23 protein-coding genes are annotated in these 21,669 nt (G+C 69.3%); 11 read left to right on the top strand and 12 right to left on the bottom strand.

Annotation, left to right across the window (positions count from 1 at the left end; all coding sequences use genetic code 11):
• Window positions 1-139 precede the first annotated feature (139 nt).
• From folP to A5764_RS27315, 5 genes are all read left to right on the top strand, one after another.
• The gene (gene folP / locus A5764_RS08705) at window positions 140-964 is read left to right on the top strand and encodes a dihydropteroate synthase (protein ID WP_067111689.1); all 825 of its coding nucleotides are present in this window, start codon (window positions 140-142) and stop codon (window positions 962-964) included.
• Entirely contained in the window at window positions 961-1,953 is a 993-nt protein-coding gene (locus tag A5764_RS08700) for a glucosyl-3-phosphoglycerate synthase (protein WP_067111686.1), read from the top strand. The genes folP and A5764_RS08700 overlap by 4 nt, the downstream gene beginning before the upstream one ends.
• A 49-nt stretch (window positions 1,954-2,002) precedes the next feature.
• Entirely contained in the window at window positions 2,003-2,368 is a 366-nt protein-coding gene (locus A5764_RS08695; RefSeq protein WP_067111683.1) for a DivIVA domain-containing protein, read from the top strand.
• A complete protein-coding gene (locus A5764_RS08690; RefSeq protein WP_067111680.1) occupies window positions 2,365-2,955 on the top strand; it encodes a DNA-3-methyladenine glycosylase I in 591 nt (196 codons plus the stop codon). The genes A5764_RS08695 and A5764_RS08690 overlap by 4 nt, the downstream gene beginning before the upstream one ends.
• A gap of 175 nt (window positions 2,956-3,130) precedes the next feature.
• Window positions 3,131-3,298, top strand: coding sequence for a DUF3117 domain-containing protein (locus tag A5764_RS27315; RefSeq protein ID WP_003406247.1), 168 nt, complete (start codon window positions 3,131-3,133; stop codon window positions 3,296-3,298).
• Here the strand turns inward: A5764_RS27315 and glgA are convergent.
• Entirely contained in the window at window positions 3,295-4,467 is a 1,173-nt protein-coding gene (gene glgA / locus A5764_RS08685; protein ID WP_067111829.1) for a glycogen synthase, read from the bottom strand. The two genes, A5764_RS27315 and glgA, sit on opposite strands and share 4 nt — an antisense overlap.
• A 375-nt stretch (window positions 4,468-4,842) precedes the next feature.
• Between glgA and glgC the strand changes: the two genes are divergently transcribed.
• A complete protein-coding gene (glgC, locus tag A5764_RS08680) occupies window positions 4,843-6,057 on the top strand; it encodes a glucose-1-phosphate adenylyltransferase (protein ID WP_067111677.1) in 1,215 nt (404 codons plus the stop codon).
• Between the two features lie 21 nt (window positions 6,058-6,078).
• Here glgC and A5764_RS08675 read toward each other — a convergent pair whose 3' ends face one another.
• Genes A5764_RS08675 through A5764_RS08655 form a run of 5 tightly spaced genes read right to left on the bottom strand, consistent with a single transcriptional unit; the run spans window position 6,079 to window position 11,662 of the window.
• The gene (locus A5764_RS08675) at window positions 6,079-7,761 is read right to left on the bottom strand and encodes a CocE/NonD family hydrolase (RefSeq protein ID WP_067111674.1); all 1,683 of its coding nucleotides are present in this window, start codon (window positions 7,759-7,761) and stop codon (window positions 6,079-6,081) included.
• Window positions 7,762-7,791: 30 nt separating this feature from the next.
• Entirely contained in the window at window positions 7,792-8,466 is a 675-nt protein-coding gene (locus A5764_RS08670) for an isoprenylcysteine carboxylmethyltransferase family protein (protein ID WP_067111671.1), read from the bottom strand.
• Window positions 8,467-8,473: 7 nt separating this feature from the next.
• The gene (locus A5764_RS08665; RefSeq protein ID WP_156664576.1) at window positions 8,474-10,114 is read right to left on the bottom strand and encodes an ABC transporter permease; all 1,641 of its coding nucleotides are present in this window, start codon (window positions 10,112-10,114) and stop codon (window positions 8,474-8,476) included.
• On the bottom strand, window positions 10,114-11,034 hold the full coding sequence (locus A5764_RS08660) for an ABC transporter ATP-binding protein (RefSeq protein ID WP_067111665.1): 921 nt from the start codon (window positions 11,032-11,034) through the stop codon (window positions 10,114-10,116). The genes A5764_RS08665 and A5764_RS08660 overlap by 1 nt, the downstream gene beginning before the upstream one ends.
• Window positions 11,024-11,662 carry a TetR/AcrR family transcriptional regulator gene (locus A5764_RS08655; RefSeq protein WP_067111662.1) on the bottom strand — a complete coding sequence of 213 codons (639 nt, stop codon included), beginning with the start codon at window positions 11,660-11,662 and terminating at the stop codon, window positions 11,024-11,026. Before A5764_RS08655 ends, A5764_RS08660 begins: the two co-directional genes overlap by 11 nt.
• Before the next feature lie 111 nt (window positions 11,663-11,773).
• Between A5764_RS08655 and A5764_RS08650 the strand changes: the two genes are divergently transcribed.
• Window positions 11,774-12,451, top strand: a complete 678-nt coding sequence (locus A5764_RS08650) for a hypothetical protein (protein ID WP_067111659.1) — start codon at window positions 11,774-11,776, stop codon at window positions 12,449-12,451.
• Here A5764_RS08650 and A5764_RS08645 read toward each other — a convergent pair.
• A complete protein-coding gene (locus A5764_RS08645) occupies window positions 12,448-13,116 on the bottom strand; it encodes an O-methyltransferase (protein WP_067111826.1) in 669 nt (222 codons plus the stop codon). The two genes, A5764_RS08650 and A5764_RS08645, sit on opposite strands and share 4 nt — an antisense overlap.
• Window positions 13,117-13,320: 204 nt before the next feature.
• On the opposite strand from A5764_RS08645, the gene sigE reads away from it, so the two are divergent.
• The 4 genes from sigE to tatB all read left to right on the top strand — a co-directional run bounded on the left by sigE (window position 13,321) and on the right by tatB (window position 16,715).
• A complete protein-coding gene (gene sigE, locus A5764_RS08640; protein WP_067111656.1) occupies window positions 13,321-14,103 on the top strand; it encodes an RNA polymerase sigma factor SigE in 783 nt (260 codons plus the stop codon).
• Between the two features lie 119 nt (window positions 14,104-14,222).
• Window positions 14,223-14,633, top strand: coding sequence for an anti-sigma E factor RseA (rseA, locus tag A5764_RS08635; RefSeq protein ID WP_067111654.1), 411 nt, complete (start codon window positions 14,223-14,225; stop codon window positions 14,631-14,633).
• 154 nt (window positions 14,634-14,787) lie between these two features.
• Window positions 14,788-16,320 (top strand): S1C family serine protease, encoded by a 1,533-nt coding sequence (locus tag A5764_RS08630; RefSeq protein WP_067111651.1) that lies wholly within the window; start codon window positions 14,788-14,790, stop codon window positions 16,318-16,320.
• Window positions 16,320-16,715, top strand: coding sequence for a Sec-independent protein translocase protein TatB (gene tatB, locus A5764_RS08625; RefSeq protein WP_067111648.1), 396 nt, complete (start codon window positions 16,320-16,322; stop codon window positions 16,713-16,715). Before A5764_RS08630 ends, tatB begins: the two co-directional genes overlap by 1 nt.
• A gap of 4 nt (window positions 16,716-16,719) precedes the next feature.
• Here the strand turns inward: tatB and A5764_RS08620 are convergent, their stop codons facing one another.
• The 5 genes from A5764_RS08620 to A5764_RS28190 form a co-directional block, all read right to left on the bottom strand.
• Window positions 16,720-17,877 (bottom strand): Mrp/NBP35 family ATP-binding protein, encoded by a 1,158-nt coding sequence (locus A5764_RS08620; protein ID WP_067111643.1) that lies wholly within the window; start codon window positions 17,875-17,877, stop codon window positions 16,720-16,722.
• Window positions 17,878-17,912: 35 nt separating this feature from the next.
• Window positions 17,913-19,268, bottom strand: a complete 1,356-nt coding sequence (locus A5764_RS08615; protein ID WP_067111640.1) for a lytic transglycosylase domain-containing protein — start codon at window positions 19,266-19,268, stop codon at window positions 17,913-17,915.
• A 99-nt stretch (window positions 19,269-19,367) separates the two neighbouring features.
• A complete protein-coding gene (locus A5764_RS08610; protein ID WP_067111637.1) occupies window positions 19,368-19,910 on the bottom strand; it encodes a DUF1003 domain-containing protein in 543 nt (180 codons plus the stop codon).
• Complete coding sequence (locus A5764_RS08605) at window positions 19,907-21,214, bottom strand: magnesium transporter MgtE N-terminal domain-containing protein (protein ID WP_067111634.1); 1,308 nt, start codon at window positions 21,212-21,214, stop codon at window positions 19,907-19,909. The genes A5764_RS08610 and A5764_RS08605 overlap by 4 nt, the downstream gene beginning before the upstream one ends.
• A gap of 59 nt (window positions 21,215-21,273) precedes the next feature.
• Window positions 21,274-21,669: DUF4190 domain-containing protein (locus A5764_RS28190; RefSeq protein ID WP_156664575.1), on the bottom strand; the 396-nt coding region annotated here is incomplete at its 5' end.

Below are 21,669 nucleotides of genomic sequence, written 5' to 3'. Positions count from 1 at the left end.
CACCCTGGAGGACCAGACCGGGCACCATAGACGCGTGCATGCGACACCGCCGGCGTCGGCCGGCCCTGCGACACCGCCGGCGGCGGCCGGCCACGCGACTCTGTGCGGCCGGCCGGTCGCGAGCGATCGCCCGCTGATCATGGCGATCGTCAACCGCACCCCGGACTCGTTCTACGACCGGGGCGCGACCTTCAGCGACGAGGCCGCCCGCGACGCCGCGCACCGCGCCATCGCCGAGGGCGCCGATGTCGTCGACGTCGGCGGGGTCAAGGCCGGCCCTGGCGAAACCGTCGACGAGAACACGGAGATCGCCCGGCTGGTGCCGTTCATCGAATGGCTCCGCGACGCCTACCCCGACCAGGTGATCAGCGTCGACACCTGGCGCTCGGGCGTGGCCCGGGTGGCCTGCGCCGCGGGAGCGGACCTGATCAACGACACGTGGGGCGGCATCGACCCCGCGCTGCCCGAGGTGGCCGCCGAGTTCGGGGCGGGCCTGGTGTGCTCGCACACGGGCGGCGCGCTGCCGCGCACGCGTCCGTTTCGGGTGAGCTATGGGACCAGCACGCGCGGTGTGGTGGACGACGTGATTCGCCGCGTCAGCGCCGCGGCCGAGCGGGCGGTCGCGTGCGGGGTGGCCCGCGACCGCGTGCTGATCGACCCGGCCCACGACTTCGGCAAGAACACCTTCCACGGGCTGCTCGTGTTGCGCCATGTGGACGATCTTGTTAACACCGGATGGCCCGTGCTCCTCGCTTTGAGCAACAAGGACTTCGTCGGGGAGACTTTGGGGGTGGCATTGACCGAACGGCTCGAGGGGACGCTGGCGGCCACCGCGCTGGCGGCGGCCGCCGGTGCGCGGATGTTTCGGGTCCACCAGGTCGCGGCCACCCGGCGGGTGCTCGAGATGGTGGCCTCGATCCAGGGCACGCGCCCGCCGGCGCGGACGGTGAGGGGGCTCGCATGACGGCATCGGAGCTGGTCGATCTCGCCAGGGACGGCGTGTTCGCCTCGCGGCCGGGAGACATCTGGTTGTCCGACCGCAGCCGCAACCGTCGCGCCTGGACGGTCGGCGAGCTGAAAGAGGCGAAGGCCGGGCGGACCATCTCGGTGGTGTTGCCGGCCCTCAACGAGGAAGAAACGGTCGAATCGGTGATCGAGAGCATCTCGCCGCTGGTCGACGGCCTGGTCGACGAGCTGATTGTGCTGGACTCCGGCTCCACCGACGACACCGAGATCCGCGCCATCGCCGCCGGCGCCCGCGTCGTCAGCCGCGAACAGGCGCTGCCCGAGGTGCCCGTGCGGCCCGGCAAGGGTGAGGCGCTATGGCGCTCGCTCGCGGCCACCAGCGGCGACATCGTGGTGTTCGTCGACTCCGACCTGATCAACCCGCACCCGATGTTCGTGCCGTGGCTGGTGGCGCCGCTGCTCACCTGCGACCGGATCCACCTGGTGAAGAGCTTCTACCGGCGACCGCTGGGCGTCGGCGATGCCGGTGCCAGCGCGGGGGCCAGCGGTGGTGGGCGGGTCACCGAGCTGGTGGCCCGGCCGTTGCTGGCCGCGCTGCGGCCGGAGCTGGGCTGCATCCTGCAGCCGCTCGGGGGCGAGTACGCGGCGAGCCGGGAGCTGCTGAGCTCGCTGCCCTTCGCGCCGGGCTACGGCGTGGAGATCGGCCTGCTGGTCGACACCTTCGACCGGCTCGGCCTGGACGCGATCGCCCAGGTCAACCTGGGCGTGCGGGCGCACCGCAACCGGCCGCTGGGCGAGCTGGGCGCGATGAGCCGCCAGGTCATCGCGACGCTGCTGTCGCGCTGCGGGATCCCCGACTCCGGGGTCGGGCTGACCCAGTTCTTCGCCGACGGCCCCGACGGCTCCGACGGGGAGGGCTACACCCAGCACACCTCGCCGGTGTCGTTGGTGGACCGGCCGCCGATGAACGGGCTCAGGTCTGTTTGAGGCCACGCTGATCGCCGAGTTGTCGGCGCTATAGGGCAATATCAGTCACGTGGCGTTGGTGTTGCTTTACCTGGTGGTGCTGGTGCTGGTGGCAATCGTGCTGTTCGGCGCGGCCAGCCTGCTGTTCGGTCGTGGCGAGCAGCTACCGCCCCTGCCGCGGGGCACGACGGCCACGGTGCTGCCCGCCTACGGGGTCACCGGCGCCGACGTCGACGCCGTCAAATTCACCCAGGTGCTGCGCGGATACAAGACCAGCGAGGTGGACTGGGTGCTGGACCGGCTCGCCCGTGAGCTCGAGGCGCTGCGCGGCCAGCTCGCCGCGGTGCATGCACCGTCGGCCGCCGACCACGACACCGAGGACGAGCGCGATCCCGCGGAACCCCACGAGGGCGAGGATCGTCAGGACACAGTGTGAGCGAGTCGAGCGTCCAAGGACTGATTCGGTGCAGCTGGGCTTCGGTCCGGCCCGGGCCGGACTTCGAGCTGTACCGCAACTACCACGATCAGGAATGGGGCCGCCCGGTGCGCGACGGGGTGGCGCTCTTCGAGCGGATGAACCTGGAGGCCTTCCAGAGCGGCCTGTCGTGGCTGATCATCCTGCGCAAGCGGGACAACTTCCGGCGCGCCTTCGACGGGTTCGACATGGAGAAAATCGCCCGCTACGGCGACGCCGACGTGCAGCGGCTGATGGCCGACCAGGGCATCGTCCGCAACCGGGCCAAGATCGAAGCGACGATCGCCAACGCGCGTGCTGCCGCTGAGCTGGGGTCTCCCGAGGACCTGTCGGAGCTGCTGTGGTCGTTCGCGCCCTCACCGCGGCCCCGTCCGGCGGACGGGTCCGAAATCCCGTCGGCCAGCGACGAATCGAAGGCGATGGCGCGCGAACTGAAGCGGCGCGGGTTCCGCTTCGTCGGGCCCACTACCGCCTACGCGCTGATGCAGGCGACCGGCATGGTAGACGACCATATTCGAGATTGCTGGGTGCCTTCGCCCGTCAGCTGAGTCCCGAGAGGCGGGTCTTTGTGTAACTGCCGACGCGAATAGGGAACAATGGGGGGGTGATTTGGCAGTCGATGCAGTTCAAAGTCGGGTATGGCTGGAAATCCACTGGCGGGGCATGCTCGGCGCCGGCCAGGTCCGCGAACGCGGGCCAGCTCGAATCTGGAGGGAGCACTCGATGGCGGCGATGAAGCCCCGGACCGGAGACGGTCCTCTGGAAGCAACCAAAGAGGGGCGCGGCATCGTGATGCGAGTACCACTTGAGGGAGGCGGTCGATTGGTCGTCGAGCTGACGCCAGACGAAGCCGCTGCCCTCGGTGACGAACTCAAGGGCGTTACCAGCTAAGACCTGTCACCCCCCACCTTCCGGTAGATCTCGAGCGTCTGCTCGGCGACGTGGGCCCAGGAGAAGTCCTCGATGCAGCGTTGGCGTCCCGCCTCGCCATAGCGCTTTGCTTTATCGGGATCGGCAACCAGCTCATTGACCGCCTCGGCCAACCCGGCCTGAAAACCGGCCGGGTCGTCGGCGTCGTAGTGCACCAGCGACCCAGTCATCCCGTCGGCAACCACCTCCGGTATCCCGCCCACGTCGGAGGCCACCACCGCCGTCGCGCAGGCCATCGCCTCGAGGTTCACGATCCCTAACGGCTCGTACACCGAGGGGCATACGAAAACCGTTGCGGCCGAGAGTATTTCACGCAGCTCTCCGACGGGGAGCATTTCCCGGATCCAGAACACCCCACCGCGGTCGCGGGCCAGGTCGGCGACCGCGGCCCGAACCTTCTCGCCCAGCTCCGGGGTATCGGGCGCCCCGGCGCACAGCACCAGTTGCACCTCGGGGCTGAATCGATGCGCCGCCGCCACCAGGTGGGCGACGCCCTTTTGCCGGGTGATCCGTCCCACGAACGCCACGATGGGCCGGCTCGGATCGACCCCCAGTTCGGCGAGAACCGACCCGCTCTCCGCGGGGCCGGCGGGATACCACACGTTGGCATCGACCCCGTTGCGGATGACGTGCACCAGGCTCGGGTCCAGCGTCGGGTACACCCGTAAGGTGTCCTCGCGCATCGCGGAGCTGACCGCGATGATGGCGTTGGCGGCCAGCACCGCGGTCTGCTCCACCCACGTCGACAGCCGGTAGCCGCCGCCGAGCTGTTCCGCCTTCCACGGCCGCAGCGGCTCGAGCGAATGCGCGGTCAGGACGTGGGGGATGCCGTAGAGCAACGCGGTCAGGTGCCCGGCCAGGCCGGTGTACCAGGTGTGCGAATGCACCACGGTCGCCGCCGACGCCGCATTGACCATCATCAGGTCGGCGGACAGCGTAGACAGCGCCGGATTGGCGTCGCGCATGCGCGGGTCCGGCTGGTGGGCGAAGGCGTCCGGACGGGGCACGCCGATGCAATGTACGTCGACGGGGCATAGGCGGCGCAGCTGTGCGACGAGTTCGGTGACGTGTACGCCGGCTCCGCCGTAGACCTCTGGTGGGTACTCCCGCGTCATCATCGCCACCCGCATATCGGCACCGTAGTTCGGCGACGAGGCGCCCCGCATGTCGGGGCGTGGAGGAGGCGGACGTTTGGGCGGGGTCGGCGACGAGGCGCCCCGCATGTCGGGGCGTGGAGGAGGCGGACGTTTGGGCCGGGTCGGCGACGAGGCGCCCCGCATGTCGGGGCGTTGAGTGGGTACTCCTAGGCGCATTGCGGCAGGGGCGATCCGGGCAATCGGGCTCGAGTTCGGCGCGGCTGCAACCGGCGCGAGTCGGGGCTGAGCAATAATGGGTGGTATCGGGTCTTGGGAACTAAGCCAAATACCTTGACAGACAGTCCGTCAGAACAGCGACAACGGGGCTTTCCCCTGGCAGCGGTTCTCGGCGGCCGTTAGGTTTGAGCCATGAGGGAAGCACCCCACGTGCTGGGCATTGTCCTGGCCGGCGGTGAGGGCAAGCGGCTGTATCCGCTGACCGCGGACCGGGCCAAACCCGCAGTCCCCTTTGGTGGTGCCTACCGGCTGATCGACTTCGTGTTGTCCAACCTCGTCAATGCCCGCTATCTGAGGATCTGCGTTCTCACCCAATACAAGTCGCATTCACTCGACCGTCACATTTCGCAGAACTGGCGGTTGTCCGGCCTGGCGGGCGAATACATCACGCCGGTGCCGGCGCAGCAGCGCCTCGGGCCCCGCTGGTACACCGGTTCGGCCGACGCGATCTATCAATCGCTCAACCTGATCTACGACGAAGATCCTGATTACATAGTGGTTTTCGGCGCGGACCACGTGTATCGCATGGACCCCGAGCAGATGGTCCGGTTCCACATCGACAGCGGGGCCGGCGCAACGGTGGCCGGCATCCGGGTTCCGCGGGCGGATGCCACTGCATTCGGTTGCATCGACGCCGACGACTCCGGCCGAATCCGCAATTTCGTGGAAAAGCCGCTGGATCCGCCGGGAACCCCTGACGACCCCGATTCGACGTTCGCTTCGATGGGCAACTACATCTTCACCACCAAGGTGCTCATCGATGCGATCCGCGCCGACGCCGACGACGACCACTCCGATCACGACATGGGCGGTGACATCATCCCGCGGTTGGTGGAGGACGGGATGGCCGCGGTGTACGACTTCTCCGACAACGAAGTGCCCGGCGCCACCGACCGCGACCGGGGCTACTGGCGTGACGTCGGAACGCTGGACGCGTTCTACGACGCGCACATGGACCTGGTGTCGGTGCACCCGGTGTTCAACCTGTACAACAAGCGCTGGCCCATCCGCGGCGAGTCGGAGAACTTGGCGCCGGCCAAGTTCGTCAACGGCGGCTCGGCGCAGGAATCGGTGGTGGGCGCCGGCAGCATCATCTCGGCGTCCTCGGTGCGCAACTCCGTGCTGTCGTCGAACGTGGTGGTCGACGACGGCGCGATCGTCGAGGGCAGCGTGATCATGCCGGGCGCCCGGGTCGGCCGGGGGGCCGTGGTGCGCCACGCGATCCTGGACAAGAACGTCGTCGTCGGGCCCGGCGAGATGGTCGGAGTGGATCTCGAGAAGGATCGCGAGCGCTTCGCGATCAGCGCCGGCGGCGTGGTCGCGGTGGGCAAGGGCGTCTGGATCTAGCTTTTGCGACTGTTCGGCGTACTAGGGCATCTCCGGGATCAGCAGGTGCGCGTCGTGGTCAGGGCCCCAGTGCAGGGTGACGCGACCGCGCGCCGAGTTCGCGTACGCCGCCGGGAACTGGCCGGTGATGGGGTTCCGCGGCCACAGCCAGCGCCCGGCGACCACCAGGCGTAGCTGCTCGCCGGCGCGGAACAACGTCGCCGACGGGCCCAGCGCGACATCGACGGCGACCACCTCTCCGGGCGAAACCGGCTGCGGCTCGGTGCATGCCGCGACGGGCTGCCATGGCCGCGAGAGCTGTGGGTCGAGCGCGCGCAGCGAGACCCGTTGCCAGCCGGTGGTTACCCGGTCACGGCCGTAGCCGTACGACCCTTCGAAACCTACGAATCGCCCCCTGCGCCATTTCTCCACGCCGACGAACAGGTTCGCGTCGTCGCAGCCCTGCAGTTGAACCCACAACCTTGCGGCCATCGGGCCGGTCAACTCGACGTCCTCCGGGACGGTCCAGCTGAATGCCGCAGCGTTGGAACGGGTTTCAAACGTGACGGCGCCCGCCGTCGCCGGCCGCTCGGGCGACAGTAGGCCGGCCGCGGCCAGATAGATTGGCCGCCAACGGGTCCGGGCAAGCGGCCATTCGGCCTCTTCGCGCACGGCGGTGACGGTGTCGCGATCCTCGCGCACCTCGAGCCGGACGCTGCGGGAGCCGGCCACGCCGTCCAGCACGCCGCGGAAGAAATTGAGCTGTTCTGCCAGCGCCCCTTCGGAGTAGAAGGTCGCCCATTTGCCGCCCCGGTGGGTGTAGAGGCGGGCGTGGCTGGAGCCGCCGTCCGTGAAGGCCAAGATCGATCCGCGGCTGTGCAGGTTGTTGTCGGAGAAGCTGCCGCAGACCAGCATCGGGACCGTGATCGCCGACAGGTCGGGCACCAGCGAGCGCCAGAAGTCGTCGCGCAGCGGATGCTCTTCTTGCATCGGAGCGAGGACGTAGGTCTGCCGCGAATCGCGACGGATGTTTCTTGACCACAGCCGGGTGAAGCCCGACTCGCGTATCCCGCCGGGAAAGGTCAGGTCGCGATACGCGTCGGTGAAGCCCTCCCAGGGGCAGATCGCGCGCAACGCCGGCGGGCGCAGGGCGGCGACGGCGTACTGGCTGATGGCCAGGTAGGACACCCCGAGCATGACGACACGGCCGTCGCTCCAGGGCTGGCCCGCGATCCACTCGATCAGGTCATAGGTGTCCTCGGCCTCCTGGCGCGACAACAGCTTTCCGGTGCCGTCGGAGTGCCCGCAGCCACGCGAGTCGGCGTTGACCACCGTGAAGCCGTGCGCGGTCCACCAGGACGGGTCCGGGGCCTCCCACCCGGTCAGGGTCGAGAAGCTCACCGGTCGCGGCTGGCGTATCGCGCGGTATTGCACCGAGAACGTCGACTTCTTGCCGCGAAGCGTCGGCAGCTCGTCCTTGCCGTAGGGATGGATGCTCAGGATGACCGGTCGGGCGTCTTGATCGGACGTCCGGTAGACGTTGATGCGCAACACCGTCCCGTCGCGGGTCGCGACCCCGACGTCATGCTCGACGAGGACGTCGGCCGGGGGAGCGGTCACCGTGACGGGCGGCTTGGCGATGCCGCGGAGCCGCTCTATCGCGTATCGCAGGGCACCGGGTCGTCGCCACGGCCGGTCGAGGGCTGGTGCCGGATTGCGGTCCACGCGAATACCCTAGGCGCGACGGTTGGCCGGCTACCACACATTGGGCACCAACCGATAACGCACCCGCCGGGCGTATTCGCCGTACCCCGCCAACTCCTGGGTCAGCAGCTTCTCCTCGTCGAGGATGCGGAAGACGAGCACCGCGACGCCCGGGACGACGAAGAGCAGCCCCCAGTAAGACCCCAGCGCCAACGGCATGCCCACCATCATGATGACGTTTCCGACATACATCGGATGCCGGACGAACTTGTAGAGACCGCCGGAGGCCACCTTCTGGCCGGTCTCTACCCTCACCGTGGCGGCCGCGTAACTGTTCTCGATGATTACCAGCATGGCGATGCTGAGTCCCGCTACGACCAACACGTCTCCCACCACGCTCAGCCACGCGGGCACCGTGGACCAGCCCATCCGATGATCGAACGCGCTGAATGCCATCATCGCGAAGAGATCCAGGAACGAGCCGGTGATGATGACCTTTTGCGCGGTCCTGGTTTCCGCCCGGGGTCCGGCGTGCATGCGTCGCTGCAGAGCCGCCGGGTTCGTCCGCGCCAGATAGATCGTGGGCGCAATCGAGGCCACCACAAATACGGCGATGAAAAGCCAAGCCTGCCAATAATTCAACGTCCCGGCCGGCAAGAACAGGATCAAGCCGAATGCGGCAAGACCCAACACCGAGGAGATCGTGAGTCGAACACCGGTTTTCATGACACCCCTAACTACGCAGATCGCGCCGTCGAAAAGCCATGGCGCCCAGGATGATCAGCGCCGCATCGATGGCCAGCAGCCACAGCAGCGGCACGGGCGTGAAGTCGCCCACCCGCGGAGTGTGGGCGAACGGTTCCAGATCGAGCAACCACTGCGGGAACCGGCCCAGCTCACCGATCAGATACACGGCCACGAACCCGACCAGCACCCCCCACGCCACGGGGGTGAACCGCGGTGCCAGACCGAACAGCCCGACCGTCACGGCGGCGAGCAGCCACACCGCGGGCAGCTGGGCGGCCGCGGTGCCGACGACGATGGCGAGCTTGCCGCCGACATCGCCGGCCGCGACGCCGTAGACGACGCCACCGGCCACCCCGCTGGCCAGCATCGCGACCGCGGACCCGACCAGCGCCGCCGCCAAATGGCTTGCGAGCCAGCTGGTTCGGGACACCGATCCGGCCAGTATCGTCTCGGCGCGCTGAGCGGATTCCTCCTGGTGCAGCCGCAGGGTGAGCGAGATGGAGAACGCGGCGGCCACCATGCCCATCATGGTGAACGCCACGGCGATGAAGGCCTCTTCCAGCGCGCTGGTGCCGCCCATCCGCGCGACGATGTCGCGGACGACGGTGCTGCCGCCCAGCTCGTCGCCGATGCCGTGCACCACGCTGCCCATCAGCAGGCCGTACAGACACAGCCCGACGGTCCAAAGCAGCAGCGCGCCGCGATCGAGCCGCCACGTCAGCCCGTGCACCCCGCGTAACCGCGATCCGGCGGCCGCGGGGCCGGCACGTTCGGCGATGAGCCCGGCGCCGACGTCGCGGCCAGCGAGCAGCCGATAGGCCAGCACGGTGAGCGCGGCCGTGGTCACCAGGTGCAGCAGCAAAACCCACCAGCGATCGCCGGCGTACGGCCGCACCTGAAGCGACCAGCCCAGCGGCGAGAGCCACGACAGCTTGCCATCACCGGCGTCACCGACGGCGCGCAGCGTGAACGCGGCCCCCAACACGGCGAACGCGGCACCGCGGGAGAACCGGGCACTCGGCGAGAGCTGCGCGGTCATCGCGGCCACCGCGGTGAACACCAGGCCGGAGCAGGCCAGCGCCGCCCCGAACGCCAGCGACCCGCCGGCCGGGACGTCGGTGGTCAGCAACCCCGCCGCGCCGATCGCGCCGGTGGCGATCGACGCCCCGAACGACAACAGCAGCGCCGCGCTCAGGCTGGCGTACCGGCCGACCGCGGTGGAGTCAACCAACTCGGTGCGGCCCGTCTCCTCGTCGGCGCGGGTGTGCCGGATCACGGTGAGAATGACGGCCACCGCGATGAGCAGGTGGAACATGCCTGCTTTCCAAATGCCCACGGCGCCAAGGCCGTCGTTGTAGACCTGGCCGTAGAGCGCGCGCTGGGCCGGGCTGGCCGTGATGGAGGCCGCGAACGCGGCGCGGGCGGCCTGGCTGGGGTACACCTTTTCGATGCTGCCGACGTACACCGTGGCCAGCGGAACCGAGAGCAGCAGCACCCACAGCGGCAATGAGACCCGGTCGCGGCGCAGGAAGAGCCGCAGCATCCCAAGCGTCCCGGAGAAATTCGAACCGGCCCGAGGTGCCGGGTGCGCCGGGTGGCGAGGCCGATCCAGGGTCGCGGTGCTCATCACGCCGACACCTTCTTATCGCTGTGGCCCGTGTGGTAGTGGCGCAGGAAGAGTTCCTCCAGGGTCGGCGGCTGGCTGACCAGGCTGCGCACCCCTGCGTCGCCCAGCGCCCGGATCAGCTCTCCGAGGCTTTCGCTGTCGACCTGGGCGCGCAGCGTGGCACCGTCGATGCTGACGTCCTCGACACCCTTGATCCGCGTGAGATCGCCTGGATCACCGATCATTTCGGCCCTGATCGAGGTGCGGCTGAGGTGCCGCATCGACTCGAGCGAGCCGCTCTCGATGGCCTTGCCGGCCCGGATGATCGTCACCCGTTCACACAGCGCTTCGGTCTCGGCCAGGATGTGGCTGGACAGCAAGACGGTGGTGCCACGCTCGCGGGCCTCGCGGACGCACTGCTGAAACACGTTCTCCATCAACGGGTCCAGGCCGCTGCTGGGCTCATCCAAAAGGAGCAGCCGGGCCTGCGACGAGAACGCAGAAATCAGGGAGACCTTTTGCCGGTTGCCCTTGGAGTACGTGCGCGCCTTCTTGTGCGGATCGAGGTCGAAGCGCTCGATCAGCTCGGCGCGACGCTTCTCGTCGAGCCCCCCGCGCATGCGGGCCAGCAGATCGATGGTCTCCCCGCCGGTCAGCGACGGCCACAGCGTGACATCGCCGGGCACATAGGCGATTTGGCGGTGCAGTTCCACGGCATCGGTCCACGGGTCGCCGCCGAGCAGCCGAACGCGTCTGCTGTCGGCTTTCACCAGGCCCAGCAGGACGCGGATGGTCGTTGACTTCCCCGCGCCGTTCGGCCCGAGGAACCCGTGCACTTCCCCCTCCCGCACCGTCAGGTCAAGGCCGTCCAACGCGCGCACCGCCCCGAAGTTCTTTGTCAAGCCCCGGATTTCGATGGGCGCAAAATCATCAACTGGCATCGGATTCTCCTTGCTTCTCGGCCGCCAGAAATGCGTCGTACATGGTGCGGTCCGGCATCAGGCCTTCGGTGTAGATCTCGAGGGCGGGCAGGACCATGTCCCGCGCGTAGTCGCGCAGCACCGCACGCAGATCGGTTGGGTTGTCGTGCATTTGCAGATAGAGCAGAAGTCCGCCGCCGCCGGTGATGCCGAGATATTTGGCCCTGGCGTGCGGATCACGGCTGGGTTTGATCGTCCCGGCCCGCACGCCTTCTTCGAGGTATTCTTCGGCGTTCTGGATCATCTGGCGCCACAGCATCTTCGCCAGGTCGCCGCCGGTTTGCATGCTGCGCACCAGGTAAGCGATCAGCGGTGCGAATTCCTCGATCTCGGCAAGTTGCGCGAACCAGACGGCCGGGTCGTTGGCCTGCAGCGCCTCGGTCTTGGTCTCGCGGATCTCTTCGGCGATGTAGTCGTCACACGCCTTGCGCAGGCCGTCCTTGGAGCCGAAGTGGTGGATGACCAGTGCGGCGCTCACCCCGGCCGCCTCGGCGATCGCCCGCAACCCGACGCCGAAGCCGTGCTCGCCGAACTGCTCGATCGCGGCGTCGCGGATCCGGGCGGCGGCGGTCAGGTCGGCTGAACGCATGTTCAGAACACTAAACAGTCGTTCAGCCGGGCGTCAAGGGGCCGCGCCGTCAGGAATCCGTAAAGGTTTCGCTTGCGCGCCAGCGGGATCGGCGTCTGGGATCATCTGCGGATGGACTTCGGAGTCGTCGATGACCACGCCAGCCGGTTCGCACGGGCGTTGCGGGACGCCTTGCACGACGGTGGGCCGTCCGCCGCCCAGGTAGGGCGGCTCCGAGACGAGTCAATACGGGTCGCGGCGGAGTCGGGGTTGTCCCAGCAGCAGTACAACGACGTCCTCAGGCGCGCGGGTCTGCCGTTGCTCGCGGGGAACGGGGCGTCGGCTGTGCCGGGCCGCCTCGACACTCCGATCGACACAGACGCGCTGATGCGCCAGACCCTGCCTACCCGAGACCTCGGCATGGTGGGCGAACCGGGGTTTGCTGGAGAGCCGCCGCGGCGCAAGCGTTCCGGTGCGGTTCGGGCGGGCACGATCGCCGGGGTGATCGGCGCCGTGATCGGCATCTGCGCCGCAACGTCGGCGCTGCTGATCACGGCGATCCCGTCGAGCACGCTGTGGATGAGCGAAATCGTGTGCAACGGCCCATACCACCTGGCGTACGGAGCCTCGGGCTACAGCTACACGCCGGGGCAGTCGGGGACCACCGCGGACTTCCTGTGCGTGGGCCCGACCGACTATCACGACGTCAACCCGTTCGTGATCTTCGGGCTGCAGTCGCTGCCGGCCGCGCTGGTGGTGTGCGCCGTCGCGGGCGCCGTGTGGCGCCGGCGACGGAGCGGGGGGAACTAGTCCCGCACCGCGGCCAGCAATCCGTCGCCGAGCGGCACCAGCGCGGGGGTCAGCCGCTCATCCTCGGCGATCAGCCGGGCCGCCTCCCGCACCGCGGTCACCTCGGCGTCGTGCGCCGACGGATCACCGGCCCGGCCACCCAGCGCCGCCCGGTGCACCACGATGACGCCACCCGGTCGCAGCAGCCGCACCCCCTCGACGACGTAGTCCGGCTGGTCGATCGGATCCGCGTCGATGAACACCAGGTCATAGGACTCGTCGGCGAGCCGGGTCAGCACGTCTTGGGCGCGGCCGCCGATCAGCCTGGTGCGCGACGGCCCGATGCCCGCTTCGGCGAACGCCTGCTTGGCGATCCTCAGGTACTCCGGCTCGATGTCAATGGTCGTCAACACGCCGTCGTCGCTCATGCCCGACAACAGCCAGAGGCCGCTCACTCCTGCGCCGGTGCCCACCTCGGCGACGGCCTTGCCGCCGCTGAGCTTGGCGAGGAGGCTCAACAGCGCCCCGACCGCAGGCGTCACCGCTGCGGCGCCGATTTCCACGGCGCGCTCGCGGGCGGCGGCCAACAGCGCATCTTCTGATATCGACCCCTCGGCGTGCGCGCAGAGTGAATCGGCTCGACTGGGGGCCGCCTGGCCGGGGGTTGCTGAGTCGGTGGCGTCCATGCCCCGCAGCGTATTCCAATTCGCGGCGCCGTCAGGCAGGCGCGCGGAGATTGGGGGCTCGGACGACACGCCCGGCGCCCGCGGGGCGACGAAGCTCACCCGGCACCCGATCCGCCCTGTTCAACACAGGTTACGATCTCATTTCTCAGCCAAACCTCAGATTGCTCCTATGCCCCGCATACGCCGGTGCGCGACGGTATCCGTATGGAACGCGGGGTGCGCCGGGACGGGAATAGACCGCGCCGGAATGGGAATACCGGGTTGCAGCTGCGCGTTGACGTCGTCGACGAACTGCCGAGTTTGGGCGGCAGGGTAAATCCGGAGGATCCGATCAACACATCCCTTTTGAGCCCGACCACGATGTCGCACGCCCAGGACCGCCGGGACGACGAATGGGTGGTGGAAAACACGGACGCGTTACAGGGCACCGCGGTGTTCGACGCGACCGGGGACAAGGCGACGATGCCGTCATGGGACGAGCTGGTACGCCAGCACGCCGACCGGGTGTACCGCCTGGCTTACCGCCTCTCCGGGAACCAGCACGACGCCGAGGACCTCACCCAGGAGACCTTCATCCGGGTCTTCCGATCGGTGCAGAACTACCAGCCCGGGACCTTCGAAGGCTGGCTGCACCGCATCACCACCAACCTGTTCCTCGACATGGTGCGCCGGCGCGCCCGCATCCGAATGGAGGCGCTGCCCGAGGACTACGACCGGGTGCCCGCCGACGAGCCCAACCCCGAGCAGATCTACCACGACGCACGGCTCGGGCCCGACCTGCAGGCCGCGCTGGACTCGCTGCCGCCGGAGTTTCGCGCCGCGGTGGTGCTGTGTGACATCGAGGGCCTGTCGTACGAGGAGATCGGCGCCACGCTGGGTGTGAAGCTGGGCACCGTGCGCAGCCGCATCCACCGTGGACGTCAGGCGCTGCGTGACTACCTGGCCGCGCACCCCGAAACCGGCGCCCTGCGCGCGCAATCGGCGTAACAGCACGACATAGCCGGACCGAAATCCAGCGGTTTCACGCGCTGAGGCGCGGTATCGGGCACCGCCTCGCGCTACATTCGTGGGTAGGCGGCTGTTAGGTCGCGCGAAAGGAGCTGGTGATGGCCGACCGAGGAGAGGTGTTTCGCCGCGCGTTCTCCTGGCTGCCCGCCCAGTTCGCCTCCCAGAGCGATGCACCGGTCGGCGCGCCGCGCCGCTTCGGTTCCACCGAGCACCTGTCCACCGAGGCGATCGCAGCGTTCGTCGACGGTGAGCTGCGGATGAACGCACACTTGCGCGCCGCGCACCACCTCTCGCTGTGCCCCGAATGCGCGGCCGAGGTCGAAGACCAGAGCCGGGCCCGCGCCGCTCTGCGTGACTCCCGCCCGATCCGCATCCCCAGCACGCTGCTCGGATTGCTCTCCGAGATCCCGCACTACCCGGCCGACGACGACGCCGGGAGCCCTTCGGAGCACCGCGCGGCCGACCGTTTCGCCGCGCGCGATCCCCGCGATCAGCGCAAGCGCCGGTAATTGACAGCCTTGTCGCCGCGCGCAGCCGCACATTCATGCTCATCAGCGCCGTCCCGTGGATACTAGGGTGGACACGGACAACGGCGGGGCGGCGTAACGCGCCCGGTAAACGGCCTGTCTCGAGCGCTCAAGAAGAGAATCCAAGAGGGATAACGTGACCTCCGACGGCAATGACAGCGGCAACGACAGCGGCAACGCGGACGCCAGGGGCGGACAGCGCCTAGCGCCGCGTCCCATCTCCCGGCCACCGGTCGACCCCGCATCGCGTCAGCTGTTCAGCCGCCCCGACGGGCTGCAGGGATCCTTTGTGGCCGAGCGCGTTCGCCCGCCGAAGTACCGCGACCAGTCCGAGTTCGCGCCCTACGACCAACCGGCCGACCCGGTCCTTCAGGAAGCGTTCAGCCGGCCCGTCGGGACCGTGGATACGCTGCAGCGGCACCCCATTGATTCGGGTGCGCTGGCCGCCGAGCGGGACGGCGCCCAGACCGACGAGGCCGACGATCCCTGGCGGGATCCCGCGGCCGCGGCCGCCCTGGGGACGCCGGCGGTAGCCCCGCCGGCCCCGCGGACCGCGCTGGGCTACGGCGGCAAGCTCGGGGTGCGCGACGTGCTGTTCGGGCGCAAGGTGTCCTACCTGGCGCTGGGTGTGCTGCTGCTGGTCGCGCTGCTGATCGGGGCGCTCGGCGGCGTGATCGGTAACAAGACGGCCGAGGTGGTCGAGGCGTTCACCACCTCCAAGGTGACGCTGTCGACGGGCGGCAACACCGAACAGCCGGCGGGCCGGTTCGCGAAGGTGGCGGCCGCCACCGCCGGCGCCGTGGTGACCATCGAGTCCAAGAGCGACCAGGAGGGCATGCAGGGCTCCGGCGTCGTCATCGACGGCCGCGGCTACATCGTCACCAACAACCACGTCATCTCCGAGGCGGCGAACAATCCCAGCCAGTTCAAGACGACCGTCGTCTTCAACGACGGCAAGGAGGTGCCCGCCAACCTGGTGGGCCGCGACCCCAAGACCGACCTGGCCGTGCTCAAGGTGGACAACGTCGACAACCTGACCGTGGCCCGGCTCGGTGATTCCGACAAGGTGCGCGTCGGCGACGAGGTGCTCGCCGCGGGCTCGCCGCTGGGGCTACGCAGCACGGTGACCCACGGCATCATCAGCGCGCTGCACCGCCCCGTCCCGTTGTCCGGGGAGGGATCCGACACCGACACCGTCATCGATGCCCTCCAGACCGACGCGTCGATCAATCACGGCAACTCCGGCGGCCCGCTGATCGACATGGACTCCCAGGTGATCGGCATCGACACCGCGGGCAAGTCGCTGTCTGACAGCGCGAGCGGGCTGGGCTTCGCGATCCCGATCAACGAGGCCAAGCAGGTCGCCCAGACGCTGATCAAGGACGGCAAGATCGTGCACCCGACGCTCGGTGTCAGCACCCGGTCGGTGAGCAACGCGATCGCGTCCGGCGCCCAGGTCGCCAACGTCAAGGCGGGCAGCCCCGCGCAAAAGGGCGGGATGCTGGAGAACGACGTGATCGTCAAGGTCGGCAACCGCAACGTCGCCGACGCCGACGAGTTCGTCGTCGCGGTGCGACTGCTGACCATCGGCCAGGACTCCCCGATCGAGGTGGTCCGCGACGGTCGCCACGTCACGCTGACCGTGAAACCCGACCCGGACGGCGGCTAGTGTTCGGCAACCTGAGCTGGGAGCACATCTTCGTCCTCGTGGTGGTCGGCCTGGTGATCCTGGGCCCGGAGCGGCTGCCGGGCGCCATCCGCTGGACGTCGACCGCGCTGCGGCAGGCGCGCGACTACCTCAGCGGCGTGACCAACCAGCTGCGCGAGGACATCGGGCCCGAGTTCGACGACCTGCGGGCCCCGCTCTCAGAGCTGCAGAAGCTGCGAGGTATGACGCCGCGCGCCGCGCTGACCAAGCACCTGCTGGACGGCGACGACTCGTTCTTGACCGGAAACTTCGACCGGCCGGTCAACGGGGCCCCGGCGCAACCCGTCGCGCCGCCGCAGCCGGCGAAGCCCGAGAACCACACCGGGCCGGCGCCGTTCGACGCCGACGCGACCTGACCCGTCAGCGGCGGGTGGGGTCCAGCCCCAGTGACACGCCCGCCAGCCCGCGCCGCCGCGACGACAGGCTGTCGGCCACGCCGCGCAGTCCCTTGCCCACCGGGGAGTCGGGGGCGCTGAGCACGATCGGAACGCCCGAATCGCCGGCGGCCACCAGCGCCGGGTCCAGCGGGATCTGACCCAGCAGCGGCACGTCGGCGCCGACGGCGCGCGACAGGCGCTCGGCGACCTGCTGGCCGCCGCCCTCGCCGAACACCTGCATCGTGGTGCCGTCGGGCAGCGTCAGCCCGGACATGTTCTCCACCACGCCGACGATGCGCTGGCGGGTCTGCAGCGCGATGCTGCCGGCGCGCTCGGCGACCTCGGCCGCGGCCAGCTGCGGCGTCGTGACCACAACGATCTCCGCGTTGGGGATCAGCTGGGCCACCGAGATGGCGACGTCGCCGGTTCCCGGTGGCAGGTCGAGCAGCAGGATGTCCAGGTCACCCCAGTAGACGTCGGCCAAAAACTGCTGCAACGCCCGGTGCAGCATCGGCCCGCGCCACACGACCGGGGTGTTGCCCTCGGTGAACTGGGCGATCGAGATGACCTTCACCTCGTGGGCGATGGGTGGCAAGATCATCGACTCGACCTGGGTGGGCCGGTCGGTGCTGCCCATCATCCGCGGGATGGAGTGGCCGTGGATGTCGGCGTCGAGCACGCCGACCGACATACCGCGGGCGGCCATCGCCGCGGCCAAATTGACCGTGACGGTGGACTTGCCCACCCCGCCTTTGCCTGAGGCGACGGCATAGACGCGGGTCAGCGAGTTGGGCTGGGCGAACGGGATGACGGGTTCGCGCGCGTCCCCGCGCAGCTGCTTGCGCAGCTCGGTGCGCTGCTCGTCGCTCATCACGTCCAGGCTGACCTTCACCGCCCCGGTGCCCGGTACGTCGCTGACCGCCTTGGTGACGCGCTCGCTGATCTCGGACTTCTTCGGGCAGGCGGCGGTGGTCAGGTAGATAGCCACGTGCACGCCGCCGTCCGGTTGGACATCGACGCTCTTGACCATCCCGAGTTCGGTGATGGGGCGGCGCAATTCGGGGTCGATGACCTTCCCCAGGGCGGCGCGGATGGCGGCGCTGAGGTCGGCTTTCGAACCAGGAGAGTCAGGACGGGGCATCACGCCGAGTGTAGGCGTGCGCGATTGCCGGCCGGTCAGCCGCCCGCGGCGGGGCCGGCGAGCTTGGGCGATGGCGGCGCTCCGGCGGCGGGTCCCGGGGCACCCGCACCGGCGGCCGGGGCCGGCGGCATCGCGGCCGGCGGGATGGCGGCCGGTGGGATGGCAGCCGGAGGGGGTGACCCGAACGGCGGTGACCCGAACGGCGGTGACCCGAACGGCGGCGACCCGAACGGCGGTGGCGGCCCATCCGGTTGCATGCCCGGCGCCGGGCTTTGCGGACCGATGCAGATCACCGTGCAGCCGGGCAGCCGCGTCGGGGCCTGCTGCGGCGTGGGTTGCATCCACGGGAACATCGGCTGCTGAGTCAGAGTGGGCGGCGCCCCGCTCAGGTCGATGATCGGGGTCCGCGCGAACGGATCGTCGGACGGCAGGCCGATGACGTTCATCGGCAGGTTCGGCCCGAGTCCCTCCGGATTCTCGTCGTGCGCGTTGCCGAGCGGCGGGGGCGGCCCGGTCATCGGCGGCAGGTCGACCGGGACCACGCCGGTGGCGTACGCCGCGGCCCAGCCCAGCACGTTCTGCGCGTAGGCCATCGAGTTGTTGTAGCGCAGGATCGCGGACATCACTTGCGTCGAGTCGCGCAGGTTCAGCCCACCGCTGCACAGGTAGCGGGCCGCCGCGAGCGCGGAATCGAACAGGTTCTGCGGATCGGCCGTCCCGTCGCCCTTACCGTCGACCGCGTAGCGCGCCCACGTGCCGGGCAAGAACTGCATCGGCCCCATGGCGCGCGCGTAGTTGGGGCGATTGCCGACGCTGCTCTGCAGGATCACCTCGTTGCCCGGCAGCGAGCCGTCCAGCGCGGGGCCGTAGATGGGGACGACGGCGGTGCCGCGCACCTCGACGGCGCCGCCGCCCGCGTGGCCCGACTCGATGCGCCCGATCCCGGCCAGCAAGTTCCAGCTGACCCCGCAGCCCGGCGCGGCGATGGACATCTTCTGTTCGGCGCTGCGGTAGGCGGCCAGGGCGATGGACGGAATGCCCAGCGCCCCACGGGCATTCACGATCATCGGCGGCGGCGGCGCGGACGGCGCGGCCTCGGCGACGTGGAACGCGGTCGGCGAACGCTCGATGGAGATGACGACCGGGCCGGAAACATCGGGGAGCGCCGGAGACACCGCGGCGACCGGGGCGACGGCCGCGCTAACCGCCGAGGGGCGGTGAACCGGCGGGAGGTGTCCGTGAAAAGGGGGCGCCGCGCCCCCGACGGCCCCCGCGAGCACCAACGGGGTAATCGCCGCCACGCCGAAAGCCGGCGTCCGCGTCAAGCGAAGTGTTCGCTGCCGGACCGCCGCAGCGGCCGGGCGTGCACCCCACCGTCCCCCAATGCGCACTCGGCCGTCCTAAGGTCGGGAAACTACCGGCTTAGCTTCGTGAACCAGATCACAATACATAACCCGCGTGACGGGAGTGGCGCAATGGCGAATTGATAATTACCGGGATTTCTTTGCGGACCGCTCCAAGTCGTCACCCGTCGGTACCGCCGCCCCATCCGTGCTTTCCGGTTGTAGCGCCGTCAGCATAGTGCGCAGGTCTTCCAGCTCGTGCCGCAGGTATTCACGCGTCACCACCTCGCCGACGGCCAGCCGCAAGGCGGCCAGCTCACGGGCCAGATACTCGGTGTCGGCCTTGGTCTGCGCGGCGCGACGGCGGTCCTCTTCGAGCGCTACCCGGTCCCGGTTCTCCTGGCGATTCTGGGCCAGCAGGATCAGCGGCGCCGCGTAGGCGGCCTGCGTCGAAAAGGCCAGGTTGAGCAGGATGAAGGGGTAAGGGTCCCAGCGCAGTTCGAGCGCGAAGATGTTCACCGCTATCCAGACCAGCACCACGACCGTCTGAATCAGCAGGTAGCGGCCCGTGCCGAAGAACCGTGCGATCGACTCGGTGATCTGCCCGACGGCATCGGGATCGACGCGCGGGGAGTACCTGCGCGACGTCCGCGGGGTGTTCAGCCGTCGCGGTGCGGTTGATCTGCTCACGCGGAGCCTCCCAGTCTTTCGAGCCGGCCGCCGGTGTCGAGCTGCTGGACATCCGCGCGCCAGTCGTGCGGCAGCAGGTGATCGAGCAGGTCGTCGACGGTGACCGCCCCCACCAGGTGGTTCTGGCCGTCCAGCACCGGTCCACAGACCAGGTTGTACGCAGCGAGGTAGCGGGTCACCGCGGCCAGGGGAGTCTCCGGCGTCAGGGTGAGCAGGTCACTATCGACGATCCCGCCGACCAGCTCGCTCGGCGGCTCGCGGAGCAGCCGCTGCAGCGGCACGCAGCCCAGGTAGCGCCCGGTGGGGGTGGCCGTCGGCGGGCGCGCCACGAACACCATCGACGACAGGGCGGCGGTGAGGTCGGGGTCGCGGACCCGGGCCAGCGCCTCGGCGACGGTGGTGTCGGGGGTCAGCACCACCGGATCGGAGGTCATCAACCCGCCGGCGGTGTCGGGGGAGTGTTTCAACAGCCTTCGCACCGGGGCGGATTCGTCCGGGTCCATCCGGGTCAACAGCATCTCGGCATCGGTCGGATTCAGCACGCCGAGCAGGTCGGCGGCGTCGTCGGGATCCATCTCCTCGAGCACGTCGGCCGCGCGTTCGGTGCCCATCTGCGACAACACGTCGGCCTGCTCGGACTCCGGCAGCTCCTGCAGAATGTCGGCCACCCGTTCGTCGCCGAGCGCTTTGAACACCTCGTAGCGCCGCTTGGGCGGCAGGCCGCGGATGGTGTCGGCGACGTCGACGGCGCGGCGTCCCTCGAACTGGTTGAGTAGCTGCGCCACCGCCTGGCCCGGCATTGCCAGCGCCGACGGGGTCAGCCCCTGCACGCTCTGCCAGTCGACCACGTGCACGGGGCCTCGGCGCCGCAGCCGCCGCTGGGTGCGGACGGCGACCCGGGTCACCAGCCAGTCGCGGGTCCGGGCCTGCTCGATGCCCAGGTCGGTGACCACGACGTCAACCCCGGCCAGTTCCGGCAGTTCGGGATCGTTGACCTTCACCTGGGTGTCGAGGACCTGGCCGATAGCCAGCACTTCGCCCGGGCGCTGCTCGAAGTGGCGCAGCGAGACGTTCCCCGTGTTGAGCGTCACCGCGTCGGGCTCGATCGCCGCGACCCGCAGCATCGGGATGAAAATGCTGCGGCGGGTGGCCAGATCGACAACCAGTCCCAGGACGCGCGGTTGCTGGCGCACGATGCTGATGCTGATCACGACGTCCCGGATGCGCCCGAAGTTTTCGCCGAGCGGTCCCAACACCAACATCCGCGCCAGCCGCGCGATGTACACCCTGTTGACCGATGCCATGCAAGAGAGCCTAAGCAGCCGCCGGCCGGTTGGCAGGCGGCCATGCCGCGGCGTGCCCGCTAACGCGAATGCATGCTGAACATCGCGATGATCAAGAAGACCACCAGCGTGCCGATGCCGATCACGATGCCGGCGATCGCCAGGCCGTAGCCGGCCTGGCGGGTCTGCTTGATCTGGTTCAGCGCGATCACGCCCAGCACGATGGCCACGATCGAACCGATGAAACAGCACAGGAAGCCGGTGAACGACGAGATGAGCGACGCGATGGCCAGCGCGTTCGTCCCGGATTGCATCGCTCCCTGGTAGTCCGGTACGGGGTAATAGCCATCCGGATACCCACCGGGATAAGGGGGCGGCCCGTAGCCGCCGGGTGGGGCGGGCGCCGGCCCGGGTTGGCCAACTTCGACGCGCCCAACCTGCGCCGCCCCGCGCGGCCGGGGGCGCGGCGGCCGCCC

This window comes from Mycobacterium sp. 852002-51057_SCH5723018 (assembly GCF_001667035.1).
Lineage (GTDB): Bacteria > Actinomycetota > Actinomycetes > Mycobacteriales > Mycobacteriaceae > Mycobacterium.
This window is presented reverse-complemented; position numbering and strand designations above follow the sequence as displayed.